This is a genomic window from Novosphingobium sp. BL-S-33, from assembly GCF_056857025.1.
Genome location: NZ_CM166474.1, coordinates 1,511,856 through 1,528,605, shown reverse-complemented (window position 1 = coordinate 1,528,605; position 16,750 = coordinate 1,511,856). Strand labels below are relative to the sequence as shown.

The following is a 16,750-nucleotide window of genomic DNA, read 5'->3' as shown; positions in this document are numbered from 1 at the left end:
CCCGCTACTACAGTCGGAGAGGGGAACGGTCCTCAGCTCCAATCGCCGTCGCCCCCACGAAGACGGGAGACCCGCCGCCTTTGTCTCGTTATGCGCAAGAGAAGTGGAGTTCTCCGATCAGGCGATGGCCATGATCGACTTCTTCAACCCATAGACCCGTTCGAACTCGATCCCGGCATTCGGGAACAACGCACGCATCTGATCAGCGTTGAGGAGGCAATTGGCCTGAATCTGCTGCATCGCATCGTCCAGCGTCACCTTGCGGTCACCAAATCCCCGAGGGCGGCGCATCATCATTTTGGCGCGGGTGATCTCCGGATACCAGTGGAAGAACAGCGAACGGAAATGCGGCTCGACCGGGAAGCCGAAATTGGGCGTCTGCACGAAATAGTGCGGCGCCACGCGGCGAATTTCCCGCGCCATCCGCATCATGTTGTTCCAGACGCCGACATGCTCGATCACGCTGTTGGAATGGACCATGTCGAACGCGTTGTCGCCGAACTGCGCAAGGTCGCAGGCATTCCCCGGCCGCACGCGAATGGCGCCGTGGTCTTCCTCCGGCGCGTCGAGATTGACGACCGTGATATCGAGATTGAGCCCGCCCCACAGGTCTCGCGTGGCCTGCCAGTAATCGACCACGCCGCCGATATCGATCACGCTCACCTTGCGGCCCGCCGGGAAGCATTGCCGCACGTGATCGGTGAACCGACCGAACCGCTTGCGGCGGAACCGGTTCATGTTCATCCCGTCTATCGGCGTGGAAGGCGCTTCGGCGGCGACCACTTCGGTCGAAACCACTTCCGCCGGATAGGCACGCGCGCCCGGCGCACTGGTGATCGCGAAATCTCGCGCGGGATCGATCCCGAGCCGGCTGAAAATTCCCACGCGTCTACTCCTGCGAAACCATCGCAGAGTGCGAACAATGCCGCATCGCATCAATTGTGAGAAAACCGCACAGGAATTGCGCTAAACGTCTGGAAGGCGGTGGTGCCGGCTACAGGATTCGAACCCGTGGCCCCCTGATTACAAATCAGGTGCTCTACCAACTGAGCTAAGCCGGCCCTTGTGCCTCGACTGGGGTGCCCCGCGAAACAAGTCCGGCGCCCTTACCGCGAGGCAGGGGCGCCGGTCCAGTGGTTTTCTTGCAGGCCCGGTTCAGAATACCGCGTGCGGGGCGTCTTCGTTCATCATCGCCTGACGAACCAGCGGAATCGGCGGGCCGCCGTAGCTGAGGAATTCGTCATGGAACGGCTTCCATGCCGCACGGCCGCCGCGCGTGGCGGTCCAGTCATCGCGCAGCTTGCGGATCATCAGCTTGCCCAGCGTATAGTTGAGATAGGCCGGATCGTAGGTGCCGCGTGCAGCCTGCTGTTCGGCAGTGCCTTCGTCCTGATAGCACTCGGTCATGAACATGCGCTTGGATTGCTCCTGCGTCATCCCGCGCGCGTGCAGGCCGATGGCCGAGAGGTAGCGACAATTGCGCAGCAGCGCGTTGGAAAGCTGGCCGACATGGACGCCGGCATCGCCGTTCCCAAGGCCCGCATCCCACATCATTTCCTCGGCATAATGCGCCCAGCCCTCGGCAAAGGCATAGCCGACGAACAGGCGCCCCACCCACGAAGGCGAGCGGTTCGAGTGGAGGAACTGCAGGAAGTGGCCCGGCATCACCTCATGGACCGAGGTGAACAGCAGGTCGTTCTTCCCCGGAATGTAGTCCTGCTGCATCTGCTGCGACCACGCAGGATCGGGCGGCGAGATGTAGTAGACCGAGGCGATGCCCTTATCGAGCGGACCGGCCGGATCGATATAGGCCGAGTTCTGGCGGTTGTAGGGCGGGCTTTCCTCCACCTTCGCCTGCTCGGTGCCGGGGATCGTCACGATGTCATGCTGGCGCACGAAGGCGGTGAGATCGGGGATTTCCTTGCGCGCCTCGGTAACGGGTCCGCCGTCGGGCTTATCCGCGCGCATCTTGTCGAAGCAGCCGGCGATGTCCTTGCCCGGAGCATATTCGGCGCAGGCCGTCGTCAGCAGGTCCTGATTGCGCTTGAGGTCGGCGCGGCCCACGGCTTCGAGCTGGTCGAGCGGGGCGTCGACGGCCTCGGTTGCCGCCAGCATGCGCGAGAAGCGGTCCGCGCCCATCGCGAAGTCCTGCGTCGGCGTCGCCTTGGCCAGCCAGTCGGCCAAGCCCTGCATGGACTGGGCGGCGGCCTCCGAACTCGCCTTGAATTCGGCCTGAAGCTTTGCATCCTTCACATCGGCGAAGGCGGCGCGGGCGTCGCCCCGGTAGTATTCGGCAAAGCCCTTGAACCCGGCGACGCCCAGCTTGATGAAGCTGGCGGGCATCGCGGTCTTCAGGTTGCCGCGAATCTGCGTGGCGGCCTTGGGAACGGCATTGAAGAAGGCGATCATCGCCTTCATCCGCGTCGGCTTGTCGGCATAGTCGCGGCTGACATAGACGTTCGGGTCGAGGCCGTTCTCGATGTAGAAGCCGGGATTGTTGTGCGGCTTGTCGGCATCGACCAGCCAGAACAGCTGGCCCTTGGCGACCTGCACCAGATAGTCACGCTCGAACCGGTCGGCGGCGGACAGGTCGGTGAACTTGCCGGCATCGGCGATCACGCCGCGCAGGAAGTCGGCACGGGCCTTGAGCCCGGCCGCGCTCCAGTCAGGCAGCTTGCCGTCGAACTGGTGTGCGCCCTGGTAAATCGCGAATGCCGGGTCCTGCGCCATCCATGCGTCGAGCGTCTTGCCGACATAGGCCTTCCACGGCGTGGCGGGCGTGCCCATGGCGGCGGTAACCGGAGTCGGATTGGCGGGTGCCTGGGCGGATGCGGCCCCCGCGCCAACGGCGAGAGCGAGGCAGGCCATACCTGCCAGCAGCGTGTGCTTCATGTCTTCGAGCGATCCCTGTCCATTTTAAGGCTGCGCCCGGCCGGGCGCGCCGTGATGGGCAAGGTTGTGCGTCAGAGCGCGCCGAAGGTCCAGCCCTCGGTACGGGCGAGTTCCGGGGTCATTCCGGCGGGTTTCCACAAGTCTGCGCGCGGCGCGGCGGTGCGCAGCCACGCGGCAGTGAGCAAGGCATCGGCGCTGTGATCGTCGATGGGCCCTTCCCCTGCCACGGGCGGCGATCCCAACACGGCCAGCGCGGCGTTGAGCGCGGCGTAATCGGTCATCTTGGCGCGTCCGGCCGAGCGTCCTGCGGCCACGGCGGCGAGCGTCGTGTAGATCTCGGTCACTACCGATCCGCTTTCCGGCAGCGGATCGACCGGCCAGACCGGCACCGCTCCGCCCAGCCGGTGGAGCAGCCGCATCCCGGTGAGGCTGGACTTGCCGACTTGCGCCGCGCCGACGAGGTTGAAGTTCGAGTACGGCTTGCACCCCGAACGCGCCTGCGCTTCCTCGGTCACGCGCATGCGGCCCCGACGGTGGCGCGCACCGGGCAAGTGGAACCGCTCCCCCTCGCGCCCGCCATGGCGTCGGAAATAGGCGCTGAGATCGGGATGATCGACGAAGCTGGTGGCGGAAAGATGCTCATCCGCCGCGCAGATCGCATCGATCATGGCCCAGAGCGCATGGGCATCGGCGGGGCTCTGGGCCCAGCCGGGAAAGAAAGCCCCTGCATCGGCAAAGGGCAGCGACACGCCAAGGTCGAGCCCGACCAGCGTGTCCTCCGGCAGTCCATCGCGCAGCAAGGCCAGCACGTCCCCGCGCGACCAATGCGCCTGACCCGCCGGACGCAGCAGCGCCGGCGCGCCGTCCAGACCGCAGAGGGCCACGGCAATACCCTTCTGGCGCGGGCCCAGCGCGCCGGACCAGTCGATCGCCATGAAATGCCGGAAGCGCGGCCTCACCCCCCTGCCCTTTGGCGCCCGCCTTTGGGCCGCGCCGGCTTGCGCGCCGCCGCCTGATCGCGGGACAGCGCGATCATCGCCGCAACACGCTCCGGATCGGCAGGCCCGAAGCGCACCAGCACGGCGGGCCAGCCCTGATAATGCGGGGTCTGCCAATAGGTCTCGGGCTCGGTGGCCATGAGCAACTCGACCGTGTCGAGGTCCACCTGCAAGACAAACGAACTTTCCGGCTCATGCCCGACCGCGAGGAACGAACGCCCGTTCGCCGCCACTTTGACCGCAGGCTTGCCGTAGCTGGCGCTCAGCACGGTGCCCTCCAGCGAAAGCGCATGGGCGACGACCCCATCCCAGTCGGCAAAGCCGGTCACCGCCGCCTCACTCGCCCCGGCGCTCGGCGCGTTTGCGGTCCCACCATTCCATGCGCTTCAGCACCTCACGCTCGAACCCGCGTTCGACGGGCTGGTAGTACGTCTGCGGCTCCATGCCCTCGGGCCAGTAATTGTCGCCCGAAAAGCCGTCCGGTGCATCGTGGTCGTAGGCATAGTCCTTGCCGTAGCCGATATCCTTCATCAGCTTGGTCGGCGCGTTCAGGATATTGGCGGGCGGGGCCAGCGAGCCGGTCTCCCGCGCACTGCGGAACGAGGACTTGAACGCCGTATAGGCCGCGTTCGATTTGGGCGCGGTGGCCAGGTAGAGGCAGGCCTGCACGATCGCCAGTTCCCCTTCGGGCGAGCCGAGGAACTCGTAGGCATCCTTGGCGGCAAGGCACTGGACCAGCGCCTGCGGATCGGCCAGCCCGACATCCTCGCTGGCGAACCGCACGAGCCGGCGCAGCACGTAGAGCGGCTCCTCCCCCGCCGTCAGCATCCGCGCCATGTAGTAAAGCGCGGCCTGCGGGTCGGACCCGCGCAGCGATTTGTGCAGAGCCGAGATCAGGTTGTAATGGCCGTCCCGATCCTTGTCGTAGACCGCCACGCGGCGTTGCAGGAAGGCGCCCAGCCCCGCCGGATCGAGCGCCTCCGGAATGTTGGCCGAATAGAGCGTCTCGGCCTGATTGAGCAGGAACCGCCCGTCGCCATCGGCCGAAGCCACCAGTGCGGCGCGCGCATCGCCGTCCAGCGGCAGCGGACCTTCCAGTGCCTCGGCCTTGTCCAGCAGCGCCTCCAGCGCCTCGGGGCCAAGGCGGTGCAGGATCAGCACTTGCGCGCGGCTGAGCAATGCGGCGTTGAGCGCGAAGCTGGGATTCTCGGTGGTCGCCCCCACAAGGGTAACTGTGCCGCGCTCCACGAAGGGCAGGAAACCGTCCTGCTGTGCCCGGTTGAACCGGTGGATCTCGTCCACGAACAGCAGCGTGCGCTGCCCGGCCCGCGCCGCGACATCCGCCTCCGCGAAGGCTTTCTTGAGATCGGCAACGCCCGAGAACACGGCGGAGACCGCCGCGAAGCGCATGCCCACCGCCGCCGCCAACAGGCGCGCGATACTGGTCTTGCCGGTGCCCGGCGGCCCCCAGAGGATCATCGAGGAAAGCCGCCCCGCCGCCACCATGCGGCCGATCGCGCCTTCGGGGCCGGTCAGGTGCTCCTGCCCCACCACATCGTCCAGCGTGCGCGGCCGCAGCCGGTCGGCAAGAGGGGCATCCTCACCCGGAGCATCAGGGGCACGCGAAGGCGGAAGATCGTCGGCAAAAAGGTCGGCCATGGGGACTATCTAGCAATTGCGACCGGCAATTGCATCGGCCCTGCGGGACGCGTAGCAGGTTGCCGTCACAGGGGAGAGCAACGATGATCGGATCCACGCAAGCGCGCGCCCCGTGGCACCTCTGGGTGATCGGCGTGGCCGCCACCCTGTGGAGCGCCATGGCCTGTCTGGACTACTGGAAGACGGTCACGCGCGACATGAACTGGCTCGCCGCCGTCCCGCCGGACATGATGGACTGGCTGGACGCCACCCCCACATGGGCGATGGCCGGCTGGGCGATGGGCGTCGGATGCGCGCTGGCGGGGTCGTTGCTGCTGCTGATGCGGTCGCGCTGGGCCGTGCCCTTCTTCGCGCTTTCGCTGGTCGGACTGGCAGTCAATCAGGTCCATCTGTTCGTTTCGGATGCCCCGGCGGCTATACGGTCGCCCTCCGGAATCGCCTTGCGCGTGGTGATCTGGATCGTGGGACTGGCACTGCTCTGGTACGCCGTGCAGATGCGAGGCCGCCGGGTTCTCGCCTAGCTTCGGGTAAAAGTGTTCATACAATCTCGTACAAACCTGAACCGAATCTGCCGAACCCGCTCCCATCCCGTTCAGCCAGGTCCTTGTAGAACAGGCTTCAAGAGATGGCGGAAACCTTCCGAATAACCGGATGCTTCCGCCACGAAAGGAGCAAAAACCATGACCATTATGCGCAAGATCGGCCTTACCGGCGCGCTGGCGGCAACGGCACTCGCCGCAGCAACCCCGGCCATGGCCCAGGACTATCGTCGCGGTGGCGACAACACGGCCGCAGTCGCCATCGGCGCCGGCGTGATCGGCCTTGCACTGGGCGCCATCGTCGCCTCGGGCAATGACCATTACCGCGACTATCCGGGCTATGCCTACGGCACAGCCTATGGGCCGAGCTGGAGCAGCTGGGAATATCGCGACGGTTGGTACTACGACCATGACGGTCGCCGCCACAGCCGGGACGAATATGCCCGCTACCAGCGGAACGACCGTCCCGATGCCCGTCGCGGATACGACCACGATCGCGGTGATTTCCGCCGCGGGTACTGAGCCGTAAACATAGACGGCACCACTGACCACCGAGCTGCCGGGTAATACCCCTCACCCGGCAGCCACGAGACGCCCGGCCCTCCCTCCTGGCCGGGCGTCTTTTTTTTTCGGCCGGGGCGAATCTGAAACATAAGCGAAATGTGAAGTTCACGATCGGTTCAGTGGCACCCGGGCAAAACAGACCCAAGCCCACCGGAACCGCCGTTAACTGGTTGGCCGGATAGGGAGTTCAATGAAATGAATGTGAAGCTCAGAAATCTCGGACTCGGTGCGGCCCTCGCGGCCTCTGCCCTGACCGCATCGGCCCCGGCCATGGCCCAGGACTACGGTCGCGGCAACGACGCCGCCATCGCGGTGGGCGCCGGGATCCTCGGCCTCGCCATCGGCGCGGCCATCGCCGACCATGGCGACCGTTACTATTACGACCGGCGCTACTACGGCGCGCGTCGCTACGTGACCGTGCGCGATCGGCCGGGCTATTACTACTACTATGAAGGCGCGCCGGGCCGCTACTATCAGGATCGTTATTACGACCGGTACTATGCCCCCTACTGGCGCGGCGCCCATGGCCCCAGCTGGCGCAACGATGCCCGCTACGGACGCTATGACGACCGGCGCGGATACTACCAGCGTTATGACAACCACCGGGGCAATGCCTGGGGCCGGGACCGCCACGACAATCGCGGGCATGACGACCATCGCGGCCACGACGACCGTCGCGGCTACTGGCACCGCTGATCGCCTTCGGGTCGCGACGGTAGTTCCAGAATGAATGCGCGCACGTGGCGGCATCGCTGAAAGGGTGATGCCGCCACGTGCCGAACGCTGCATGGGGCATTCCATGATCCGCACTCGCCAAGCCGGGTGGGGGAGGCTATGGGGCACCCCATCATGGATATCGCCGAGCTTCGTATCGCCCTGTTCTCGGGCAACTACAATTATGTGCGTGATGGCGCCAATCAGGCGCTCAACCGACTGGTCGGCTACCTGCTGAAGCAGGGCGCGCAAGTGCGCGTCTACGCCCCGGTCGTCGCCAATCCCGCTTTCGAGCCCACCGGCGACCTTGTCGGGATCCGCTCGCTGCCGATCCCGACCCGTTCCGAGTACCGCATTCCGCTGGCGATCTCCGGCAAGGCGCGCCGCGATCTGGAGGCGTTCGCGCCGCATGTCGTGCACCTTTCCTCGCCCGATCCGGTAGGACATCAGGCGCTGAAGTGGGCGCGCGATCGCCATCTGCCGGTGTTGGCATCGGTGCACACGCGCTTCGAAACCTATTTGCGCTATTACAACATGGCCTGGGGCGAGCCGCTCATCGAAGCGATCCTGCGCCGCTTCTACCGCCGCTGCGACGCACTGGTGGCGCCGTCCGAATCGATGGCGCAGCTGCTGCGCGAACAGCGCATGAACTACGACGTGTCGATCTGGTCGCGCGGCGTTGACCGCGAGATCTTCAACCCCGCCCGCCGCGATCTTGCGTGGCGCCGCGCCAAGGGCATCGGCGACAACGAAGTGACGATCGGCTTCCTCGGCCGCCTTGTCATGGAAAAGGGCCTCGACGTCTTTTCGGACACTCTGGACGACCTTACCCGGCGCGGCGTTGCCCACCGGGTTCTGGTGGTGGGCGAAGGCCCGGCCCGCGAATGGTTCGAAGCGCGCCTGCCGCAGGCTGTCTTCGTGGGCTTCCAGCAGGGCGAAGACCTTGCCCGCGCGGTGGCCAGCATGGACATGCTGTTCAACCCTTCGGTCACCGAGACGTTCGGCAACGTCACGCTGGAGGCCATGGCCTGCGGATTGCCGGTGATCGCCGCTGCCGCCACCGGCAGCCAGAGCCTCGTCGACGACCGCGCCTCGGGCCGCCTTGTCCCGCCGGGCGCGATCCATCAGTTCGCCGAGGCGATCAAGGGTTACATCGAGGACCCGGCAATGCGCGAAGCCCACGGCCTTGCCGGCGAAAACCGCGCGCTGGAATTCAGCTGGGACCGCATCAATCAGGAAGTCGCAGATACGTATCTGAGGCTGATCCGCCAGCGCACCCGCGGCTGAGTTTTTGGGAGGATTGCGATCCCGCTACCCATCCTGACGGCACCAGTGTTGCAAGCGAATTCGCTACCTGCTCCTCCCCCTTAGGGGGAGGGGGACCACCCGCAGGGTGGTGGAGGGGTATCCCCCTCGGTACGCATCACCGCCGGCGGTTACACCCCTCCGTCAGCGCCCCAATAACAGGATGGGCGCTGCCACCTCCCCTTGCAGGGGAGGAAATGCAACTACTGGCCCTGCCTCAAACCGGCGCCGGGGCCGTCAGCCCGATTTCGCCGAAGTAGCGGCCCAATGCATCCACCGCCTTGTCGGTCAATTCGATGAACGCTCGCCGCCGGTCGCTGTCATCGCAGACGCGGCGGAACAGGCCGTTTTCAACCATCTGGCCGATCCACCGTAGCGCCGTCGTCGGCGGAACGGCCGCGGCAATGCAGAGCGAGGTCACCGAAACCTGCTTGCGCTCAACCCGCGCGGCGGCGAGGTCCAGCAGCATGTCCCACGCCGGATCGGCGAACAGGTCACCCTCGATGAACCGCCCCCGCAACTGCCGCTGGCGCAGGATCTTGCGCACAAGCCGTGCTTCCGGCAGCCGCGCAGGCCTTTCGAGAACCTCCTGCATGGTGTCCACCTGAACCGGAGGCGCCACGAAAGGCGCCACCGTCGGCTCGGAAACACGGCTGGAGCGCCCCCATTCTACCCCGGCTGGGCCGGTAGGCGCCAGCCGCTCGATCCGACCCGCGATTTCGCCGACCTGCTCGGTCAGCCGCAGGATCATCAACCGATCGTCCTCGGAAAGCTCGCGCACACGGCCTTGCGACAGCGTGGCCAGCGCACGGCCCAGCGCGACGACGCGCTCGCCGCGACTGGGATCGACCAGCAGGATCGGATTCGAACAGTCCATGCAGGCAAAGACGTCATCGAGCGCGTCGACGCTGGTCGAGACGATCAGCCGCACCCCGGCGTCCGCCACGCGGATGTCCAGACGGGCCAGCGCGGCGATGGTCCGGGCATCGGCCCGCGGACAATCCACGAGCACTACATCGCCCAGCATAAGCCCGCCGTCGGCGAACGAGTCGTCCGCGAGTTCGCTCAGCCCGCTGTCGGTAAAATAGAGCCCGGCCGCAGCCCCATCCTCACGCATCGCGGCGCGCACATGGTCGCGGTCGGCGAAAATCGTGAGCCTGGGCATGGGCCCCGGCCTGCGCGATCGTCGCTGCGATCCGTCAGCGGTACTGCCATAGGTGAAATCGGCCGGATTACCCGGGCTATAATGCCTGTCGTCGATACGCTCCCCTCAGCGCTTCAATGGAGAGGAACATGACTAGAACAGAAGGTCTGCAAGTCAAGGAAACCAGCCGTTAAATCCTTGTCATGGCATGCGCGGCCTTGGCCTCACCAACCCGAGAGTTCGCGCCTGACCAGCGCCTCCAGCATGTCCATGCCGGGAATCGAATCGTTCAGGCAGGCGAGCACGGCAAGCTGCTCTCCGCCCGCTTCCGTGAAGACTTCACGCCCGCGGATCGCCAGTTCCTCCAGCGTCTCCACACAGTCGGCCGAAAAGCCGGGGGCGGCCACGGCGATACGCCGCGTGCCTGCCTTTGCCTCGGCCGCGAGCACCGTTTCGGTCGAGGGTTCGAGCCATTTGGCGCGGCCGAAACGCGATTGGAAGCTGGTTTCGATCCGCAGCGCCGGGAAGCGCTCGGTCAGGCGGGCCGACAGCAGGCGCGCGGTTTCGCGGCACTGGTCGTGATAGGGATCGCCAAGGTCTCGCGTGCGCTGCGGCATGCCGTGGAAGGACAGCAGCAGCACTTCGGGCACGAAATCGAGGGTCTCCAACTGGCCCGCGAGATCGGCCTCCAGCGCGCCGATATGCGCGGGATCGTCGTAGTAAGGCGGCAGGCTGCGCAGCGTCGGCTGCCAGCGCAGCGCTGCCATCGCCTCTCCCACGCGGTCGGTGACCGACGCCGTGGTCGCCCCCGAATATTGCGGATAGAGCGGCACCACCAGAATGCGCTCGCACCCGGCCGCCTTCATGGCCGAGAGCCGCGCGGGGATCGCCGGATTGCCGTAACGCATCGCCCAGTCGACATGGGCGCGTGCGCCCAGCCGTTCCTGTAGCGCCTTGGCCTGCGCGGCAGTGATGACTGCGAGCGGAGAGCCCCCCTCGGTCCAGACTTGCGCATAGGCATGGGCGGACTTGGCGGGACGCGTGCGCAGGATCACGCCGTGGAGGATCGGCTTCCACAGCGCGGCCGGGATCTCCACCACGCGCGGGTCGGAGAGGAATTCGGCCAGATATCGGCGCACGGCGGGCGCCGTGGGCGCGTCGGGCGTGCCGAGATTGACCAGCAGCACGCCGATCCGGCCGGAACTGGCTTTGGGGTGTTCAGCAGCCATCACAGCTCCTCGGCAAACAGGGGAAGGCGGCGAAACCGGAGCCCGGTGGCCGAATAGAGCGCATTGGCGACCGCGGGCGCCACCGCCGCCACGCCCAGTTCGCCCGGATCGGCGGGATCGGCCTTGCTCTCGATGAATTCGACCTCGATACGCGGGCAATCGGCCAGCACCGGCAGTGCCATCTCGCCCAGCCGGTCGCTGTCGGGCCGTCCGCCGACGTAGCGCGGTGCGCAGCCGAGCGTCAGCCCCAGCCCGAACACCAGTCCGCCTTCGATCTGCTGGCGGGCGATGTCGAAATTGACCACGCGCCCCACGTCGGCAACCGCGCTCAGCCGGTCCACGCGCACGCCGTTCTCGTCCCGCCGCGCGCTGGCGACGACGGCGATGCGGCCCTCACCGATCACATGACAGGCGATGCCCTGTCCGCTGTTGTCTCCGCCGCCGCCCCATTCGGACAGCGCGGCCACGCGCTGAAGGCATTCGGCAAGGCGGGCATCGCGCCCGAGCATCGCCATGCGATAGGACAAGGGCTCGCGACCGGCGCGGTGGGCCAGTTCGTCGATGAAGCTCTCGTTGAAGAAGGCCGTGTAGCCGTGCGCATTGCCGCGCATCCGCGCGGTCGGCAGGTCTATCGCGGCGGGCAGATGGTCGACCGCAATCGCGGGGATCGCATAGGCGGGCACGGCGCCCGCCAGCGCCATCGGGTCTGCCTTCCCGGCGACGGCGGCGATGGCCTCGCCCGGCGTGTCGCCATGAAAGAAGCGGCGACCGAACGAACGCATGCCCGGCGGGGCGGCGATGCGGGCGCGCCATCCGGCAATGTTGCCCTCCGCATCGGGGCGCGCCGCCATCACGGCAACCGCCGGCATCCGCGGAAATGCCGCGCGAAATTCCTCGCCGCGCGGCCAGGTGAGCTGCACCGGCCGTCCCGCTTCCTTGGCCAGCAGCGCGACTTGCGCGGCGTGGGCGCATTCCAGCCGCAAGTCGAAACTGCCGCCCAGTGCCATCGGATAGTGCACGACCTTGCCGATACCGATGCCGATCGCCTCGGCCGCCGCCGCGCGGGCGGCCTCGGGCGCCTGCGTACCGATCCAGAGGTCCAGCGTACCGTTCTCGAACCGCGCGGTGGCACAGGCCGTCTCGATCACCGCATGCGTGGCCGGGGCGACCTCGTAGCGGATCTGGACCGGCAGCAACCCGTCCACGGCGGCACTGTCGCCGGTAAGGTGGATGCGCTCGCCCGCGCCCGTGCGCATGGCGCTATCCAGCGCATTGTCGATCGCATCGCTGTCCAGCGCGCCGATCACCCGGTAACGCGGCTGGGCACGGACGAGAGCCGTCTCCGCGCTCCACCAGTCGTCGGCCAGCGCGGCGACCCAGCCGGGCCCCTGAACGAACCGCCGAAAGCCGCGCACCGTCTTCGCGGCCTGTTCGTTGAGCCCCGAGACTTCGGCCATTGCCCCCTGCCCGCCGACCAGCGGCGCATGGCGGATCGAGGCGCGCAACATGTCCGGCAGGCGCACGTCGCCCGCGAAGACCCATGAACCGTCGACTTTCGACGGCAAGTCCAGTCGGGGATAGCGCAAGGGCGCACCGGGCGGGAACTCGCCCGGCTTCTCGGCGGGAAAATCGGGCCGCAGCGGCGGCGGGTCGGGCGGCGAGAATGTCGCCGCATCTTCCGCGAGCGCGCCGAACGACAGCACCTTGCCCGCGTGATGGACCAGCCCGCCGCTGACTTCGCATTCTTCTGCGGAGACACCCCAGCGCTTCGCGGCGGCCTGCGCCAACAGTGCACGGGCTGAGGCGGCGGCAGCCCGTATCGGCGCCTCGTAAGCCGCGAGCGAGGTGCCGTCGGCAGTCACGTTGAAGCGATTGTCCTCGGCCCAGCGGCGGGCGAGAAAGCTGTCGGGCGCTTCGGCGGCCGAAGGCGCAAGCGGCATCCACAGCGGCGCCCACTTCGCGGCAAGCACCGCATTGGCATAAATCGCACTGACCGGCGCGGATTCCACCGCGATCTGCCGCCAATCCGCCCCGAGTTCCCAGGCGACAACTTGCGGCAGCAGCGTTGTCACGCCCTGCCCCATCTCCACTTGCGGCACCGCCACGCTGACCACGCCATCGGCGGCGATCTTGATCCACGCTCCGAAAGCATATTCGTCCTGCTCCGGCTCCAGCGGCAGCGGAAACCGGCGCGGGCGCAGCAGATAACCGACCGCGAGGCCGCCGCCCGCCAGCGCACCGATCAGAACGCCGCGCCGGGAGACCTGCATCAGAGGCGGTCCAGCCAGTCACCCACCTTGCGGGCGAGGGCGATGAAGGACTCCGCTTGCGGTCCGCTGCCGGCAGCCGTTGGCGTGCCCGCATCGCCCTCACGCCGGATCGCGATGTCGAGCGGGATGCGGCCGAGGAAATCGAGGCCCATGGTCTTCGCTGCTGCCTCGGCGCCGCCTGCGCCGAAGGGATCGCTCACTTCGCCGCAGTGGGGGCAGGCATAGCCCGCCATGTTCTCCACCACGCCGACCAGTGGCACACCGCTCTTCTCGAACAGCGAGACGGCGCGGGTGGCATCGATCAGGGCAAGGTCCTGCGGGGTGGAGACGATCACCGCCCCGGCGGGCTTGAACTTTTGCAGCATCGTCAGTTGAACGTCGCCGGTGCCGGGCGGCAGGTCGACGACGATGATCTCGGCATTGTCCCAATGCGCTTCGAGGAACTGGGTGAGCGCGCCCGCCACCATCGATCCGCGCCAGGCAATCGCCTGACCAGGCTCGGACAGCTGCGCCATCGACAGCACCGGCACGCCCCAGGCGCTTGCCACCGGCACCAGCCGGCTTTCGTGCGCGACCGGGCGCTGGTCGCCGGTGCCCATCAGGCGTCCTTGCGAGGGCCCGGAGATATCGGCATCGACCAGCCCGACCTTGCGACCAAGCCGGGCCAGCGCCACGGCAAGGTTGGCGGCCAATGTGGACTTGCCGACCCCGCCCTTGCCCGAACCCACCGCAAGGATGTGCTGGCGCGGCTTGTCGGCCATGACGGCGACGTGAACCTCGCTCACGCCCTCTGCCCCTTCGAGCGCGGCGCGCACGGTGGGCTCTATGGCAGCATGTTCCTGCACCGAAAGCCCGGTGCCGTCGATCACCGCGACGACCCGTCCGTCGGTCACCCGCAGGGACCTTATCCGCGCCGCCAAATCGGGCGTCAGCAGGGATTTCAGGCGGTCAGCGTCGGGGCTGGCGGCATCGGGGCTGGTCATGGCATCCTGTCGGGAAATCGGGAGAAGAGGCGGCGCGAATGCCGCTCAGGTGGCGCAGTCGAGGAAAAAGGGCAAGAGAGGCACTGTTTTTGACGAAAAAGGGTTCCTATAGATGGTGCCATGAGAACAATCGGTGACGCCACCTCCAGCGCCGGCCTCGGCACTGATCCGGACATCCGGTCCGGACCCCTTTCCGGCAATACGCTCGCCATGACCGGCCGCAAGAGCCCCTGGGGCTCCGGCGGTGACGGCGGAGATGACGGCGACGGCCCGCCGCGTACGGGTCCTTTGGCCGGTCCGCAAAGCGGCAACGAGGGCGGCGCGCCTTCGGGCGGAGACGGCGAACCCGAAAGCGGTGAAGGTCGGCAGGAGCCCGGCGCTACGCCGCCCGGCCCTGCCACGCCCGGCACTTCTGCTCCCGAAGGCAAGGGCGCGCCCAGCGAGCCGCGTGGCCCGCGCAATCCCTGGCTGCCCAGCGGCGGCACTCCGCCGCGCCGCTCCGCCAGCATCGAAGACATCTTCCGCCCCCGCGATCCGCGTCGCACCTCCGGCGGTGGAAATGGCGGCGGCCTTGGCGGCTTACCGAACCTGCCGCGCCGGTCCGATGGCAAATCGTGGCTGCCGCTCGGCATCGGCGCCGCGGTCGTGGTGCTGCTGGGCATTTCCAGCGTGCACGTGCTCGGCCCCACCGAGCAAGGCGTCGTCACCCGTGTCGGCCAGTTCTCGCGCGTGATCGATCACGGCTTCTCGCTGACCTTGCCCTGGCCCATCGAGCAAGTCGAAAAGACCGACGTGCGCAGCTTCTCGGTCGACCAGATTCCGGACGGCGAGGGTGAGAAGCTGATGCTGACGGCGGACAAGAACCTTGTCGACCTCAGCTATCAGGTGCGTTGGAACATCAAGGATCTGAAGGACTATTCCTTCCGCCTGACCGATCCGAAGGATACCGTGCGCGAAGTGGCGGAAGCCGCGATGCGCGCCTCGATCGGGCAGATCTCGCTCAACGACGCGCTTTCGGGTGCCGGGCGCGCGCGGGTCGAACAGGACGTGCGGGACCGCACGCAGCGCATTCTCGACTATTACCGTGCCGGCGTCGCCATTCAGGGCGTTGAGATCAAGAAGGCCGATCCGCCGTCGAAGACCCGCGCGGCGTTCGATCAGGTCAATGTCGCCCAGCAGGAGGCCGACCGCGACCGTTCAAACGCGCGCGCCAGCGCCCAGCAGGTGATCGCCCGCGCCCAGGGCGATGCCGCGCAGTTCGACAAGGTTTACGAGGAATACAAGCTCGCGCCCGAAGTGACGCGGCGCCGCATGTACTACGAAACGATGGAACGCGTGATCTCCGACAACGACACCATTGTCGCCGAACCCAAGAACATGAACAGCTTCCTGTCGCTTCCCGAGATGAAGCGCCGTGCCGATCCGGCCGCCGGTGACATCACCGTCACGGCCGGGCCGACCGCTTCCGCCACGCAGGGAGGCCAGTGATGAACAGCGTCTGGCAAGACTACAAGCCGGCCTGGATCGCCCTTGGCGCGGTCGTGATCGGCGCGATGCTGAGCGTGATCGTGGTGCCCGAGACCGAGCAGGTCGTGATCGTGCGCTCCGGCAGCCCGGACCGCGTGTTCAACGCCTATGTTCCCGGCGCGCCGTTCGGCGCCACCGATGCCGGCATCCACTGGCGCATCCCGGTCTTCGAGCGCGCGGTGCGCATCGACAAGCGCCTGCTTTCGGTGGACATGCAGCAGGAGCAGGTCCTCTCCACCGACCAGTTGCGCCTGAACGTGGATGCCTTCGCGCGCTTCCGCATCATCGATCCGGTGAAGATGGTGCAAACCGCCGGCACGACCGAGGGTGTGACCGAACAGCTTCAGCCGATCCTCTCCTCGGTGGTCCGCCAGGAGCTGGGCAAGCGGACGTTCGAATCGCTGCTCACTGCCGAGCGCGGTGAGGCGATGGCCCATATCCGCGACGGGCTGGACCGCGAGGCGCGCGAATATGGCGCGCAAGTCGTGGACGTGCAGATCAAGCGCGCCGACCTTCCCGAGGGCGCGCTCGAAAGCGCCTTCGCCCGCATGCAGGCGGCCCGTCAGGAAGAGGCCAAGACGATCACCGCGCAGGGCCAGAAGGACGCGCAGATCATCCGCGCCGATGCCGAGGCGCAGGCCGCGCGGATCTATGCCGACGCGTTCGGCAAGGATCCCAAGTTCTACGACTTCTACCGCGCGATGCAGAGCTATTCGATCTCGTTCGCCAAGGGCGAGGCCGGAAAGACCATTCTGCTTTCGCCGGATAACGCGTATCTTCAGCATTTCCGGGAACCATAAGGCTTCCCGAGCCATCAACCGGTCGGGGCTTTCGCCCAACGGCCTCACGCATTAGACACCATTCAAACCCGGTTAAGCTCACCAAGCGTCAATCGGGACCGGTGTCGACAGGACGTTGATCCGGCA

The 16,750-nt window shown here is 67.0% G+C and carries 15 protein-coding genes and 1 tRNA gene; 6 read left to right on the top strand and 10 right to left on the bottom strand.

Translation table 11 applies throughout. From position 1 onward, the window contains the following. Positions 1-117: 117 nt before the first annotated feature. From AC1VVM_RS07275 to AC1VVM_RS07250, 6 genes are all read right to left on the bottom strand, one after another. Positions 118-885 carry a methyltransferase domain-containing protein gene (locus AC1VVM_RS07275; RefSeq protein ID WP_482956238.1) on the bottom strand — a complete coding sequence of 256 codons (768 nt, stop codon included), beginning with the start codon at positions 883-885 and terminating at the stop codon, positions 118-120. 100 nt (positions 886-985) lie between these two features. Next, positions 986-1,061 (bottom strand) — tRNA-Thr (locus AC1VVM_RS07270). Positions 1,062-1,155: 94 nt separating this feature from the next. Next, the gene (locus AC1VVM_RS07265; RefSeq protein ID WP_482956237.1) at positions 1,156-2,892 is read right to left on the bottom strand and encodes a DUF885 domain-containing protein; all 1,737 of its coding nucleotides are present in this window, start codon (positions 2,890-2,892) and stop codon (positions 1,156-1,158) included. 71 nt (positions 2,893-2,963) lie between these two features. Continuing rightward, positions 2,964-3,827: a hypothetical protein gene (locus AC1VVM_RS07260; RefSeq protein ID WP_482905169.1), complete on the bottom strand. Its 864-nt coding sequence runs from the start codon at positions 3,825-3,827 to the stop codon at positions 2,964-2,966. A gap of 20 nt (positions 3,828-3,847) precedes the next feature. Next, a complete protein-coding gene (locus AC1VVM_RS07255) occupies positions 3,848-4,219 on the bottom strand; it encodes an MmcQ/YjbR family DNA-binding protein (protein ID WP_482956236.1) in 372 nt (123 codons plus the stop codon). Positions 4,220-4,226: 7 nt separating this feature from the next. Beyond that, positions 4,227-5,549: a replication-associated recombination protein A gene (locus AC1VVM_RS07250; RefSeq protein WP_482956235.1), complete on the bottom strand. Its 1,323-nt coding sequence runs from the start codon at positions 5,547-5,549 to the stop codon at positions 4,227-4,229. 83 nt (positions 5,550-5,632) lie between these two features. On the opposite strand from AC1VVM_RS07250, the gene AC1VVM_RS07245 reads away from it, so the two are divergent. The 4 genes from AC1VVM_RS07245 to AC1VVM_RS07230 all read left to right on the top strand — a co-directional run bounded on the left by AC1VVM_RS07245 (position 5,633) and on the right by AC1VVM_RS07230 (position 8,653). After that, positions 5,633-6,070, top strand: coding sequence for a hypothetical protein (locus AC1VVM_RS07245; RefSeq protein ID WP_482956234.1), 438 nt, complete (start codon positions 5,633-5,635; stop codon positions 6,068-6,070). Positions 6,071-6,229: 159 nt separating this feature from the next. Next, complete coding sequence (locus AC1VVM_RS07240; RefSeq protein ID WP_132388971.1) at positions 6,230-6,610, top strand: hypothetical protein; 381 nt, start codon at positions 6,230-6,232, stop codon at positions 6,608-6,610. Positions 6,611-6,847: 237 nt separating this feature from the next. After that, entirely contained in the window at positions 6,848-7,348 is a 501-nt protein-coding gene (locus tag AC1VVM_RS07235; protein ID WP_132388969.1) for a hypothetical protein, read from the top strand. Between the two features lie 153 nt (positions 7,349-7,501). After that, positions 7,502-8,653, top strand: a complete 1,152-nt coding sequence (locus tag AC1VVM_RS07230; protein WP_482905168.1) for a glycosyltransferase family 4 protein — start codon at positions 7,502-7,504, stop codon at positions 8,651-8,653. Positions 8,654-8,888: 235 nt separating this feature from the next. Here AC1VVM_RS07230 and AC1VVM_RS07225 read toward each other — a convergent pair whose 3' ends face one another. From AC1VVM_RS07225 to AC1VVM_RS07210, 4 genes are all read right to left on the bottom strand, one after another. Further along, positions 8,889-9,836, bottom strand: a complete 948-nt coding sequence (locus AC1VVM_RS07225) for a MarR family transcriptional regulator (RefSeq protein ID WP_482956233.1) — start codon at positions 9,834-9,836, stop codon at positions 8,889-8,891. Between the two features lie 203 nt (positions 9,837-10,039). Further along, positions 10,040-11,044, bottom strand: coding sequence for a ferrochelatase (gene hemH, locus AC1VVM_RS07220; RefSeq protein ID WP_482903376.1), 1,005 nt, complete (start codon positions 11,042-11,044; stop codon positions 10,040-10,042). Continuing rightward, positions 11,044-13,314, bottom strand: a complete 2,271-nt coding sequence (locus AC1VVM_RS07215; protein WP_482956232.1) for a molybdopterin cofactor-binding domain-containing protein — start codon at positions 13,312-13,314, stop codon at positions 11,044-11,046. Before AC1VVM_RS07215 ends, hemH begins: the two co-directional genes overlap by 1 nt. Then, complete coding sequence (locus AC1VVM_RS07210) at positions 13,314-14,297, bottom strand: P-loop NTPase (RefSeq protein ID WP_482903374.1); 984 nt, start codon at positions 14,295-14,297, stop codon at positions 13,314-13,316. The genes AC1VVM_RS07215 and AC1VVM_RS07210 overlap by 1 nt, the downstream gene beginning before the upstream one ends. A 210-nt stretch (positions 14,298-14,507) precedes the next feature. On the opposite strand from AC1VVM_RS07210, the gene hflK reads away from it, so the two are divergent. After that, positions 14,508-15,785 (top strand): protease modulator HflK, encoded by a 1,278-nt coding sequence (gene hflK, locus AC1VVM_RS07205; protein WP_482905167.1) that lies wholly within the window; start codon positions 14,508-14,510, stop codon positions 15,783-15,785. Continuing rightward, on the top strand, positions 15,785-16,624 hold the full coding sequence (hflC, locus tag AC1VVM_RS07200) for a protease modulator HflC (RefSeq protein WP_482956231.1): 840 nt from the start codon (positions 15,785-15,787) through the stop codon (positions 16,622-16,624). The genes hflK and hflC overlap by 1 nt, the downstream gene beginning before the upstream one ends. Positions 16,625-16,750 lie beyond the last annotated feature (126 nt).

Bases quoted from the DNA above. Each gene is read 5' to 3' on its own strand.
- AC1VVM_RS07265 (WP_482956237.1), bottom strand. From the start codon at position 2,892: ATGAAGCACACGCTGCTGGCAGGTATGGCCTGCCTCGCTCTCGCCGTT.
- AC1VVM_RS07260 (WP_482905169.1), bottom strand. From the start codon at position 3,827: ATGGCGATCGACTGGTCCGGCGCGCTGGGCCCGCGCCAGAAGGGTATT.
- AC1VVM_RS07250 (WP_482956235.1), bottom strand. From the start codon at position 5,549: ATGGCCGACCTTTTTGCCGACGATCTTCCGCCTTCGCGTGCCCCTGAT.
- AC1VVM_RS07245 (WP_482956234.1), top strand. From the start codon at position 5,633: ATGATCGGATCCACGCAAGCGCGCGCCCCGTGGCACCTCTGGGTGATC.
- AC1VVM_RS07240 (WP_132388971.1), top strand. From the start codon at position 6,230: ATGACCATTATGCGCAAGATCGGCCTTACCGGCGCGCTGGCGGCAACG.
- AC1VVM_RS07235 (WP_132388969.1), top strand. From the start codon at position 6,848: ATGAATGTGAAGCTCAGAAATCTCGGACTCGGTGCGGCCCTCGCGGCC.
- AC1VVM_RS07230 (WP_482905168.1), top strand. From the start codon at position 7,502: ATGGATATCGCCGAGCTTCGTATCGCCCTGTTCTCGGGCAACTACAAT.
- AC1VVM_RS07225 (WP_482956233.1), bottom strand. From the start codon at position 9,836: ATGCCCAGGCTCACGATTTTCGCCGACCGCGACCATGTGCGCGCCGCG.
- hemH (WP_482903376.1), bottom strand. From the start codon at position 11,044: ATGGCTGCTGAACACCCCAAAGCCAGTTCCGGCCGGATCGGCGTGCTG.
- AC1VVM_RS07215 (WP_482956232.1), bottom strand. From the start codon at position 13,314: ATGCAGGTCTCCCGGCGCGGCGTTCTGATCGGTGCGCTGGCGGGCGGC.
- AC1VVM_RS07210 (WP_482903374.1), bottom strand. From the start codon at position 14,297: ATGACCAGCCCCGATGCCGCCAGCCCCGACGCTGACCGCCTGAAATCC.
- hflK (WP_482905167.1), top strand. From the start codon at position 14,508: ATGACCGGCCGCAAGAGCCCCTGGGGCTCCGGCGGTGACGGCGGAGAT.
- hflC (WP_482956231.1), top strand. From the start codon at position 15,785: ATGAACAGCGTCTGGCAAGACTACAAGCCGGCCTGGATCGCCCTTGGC.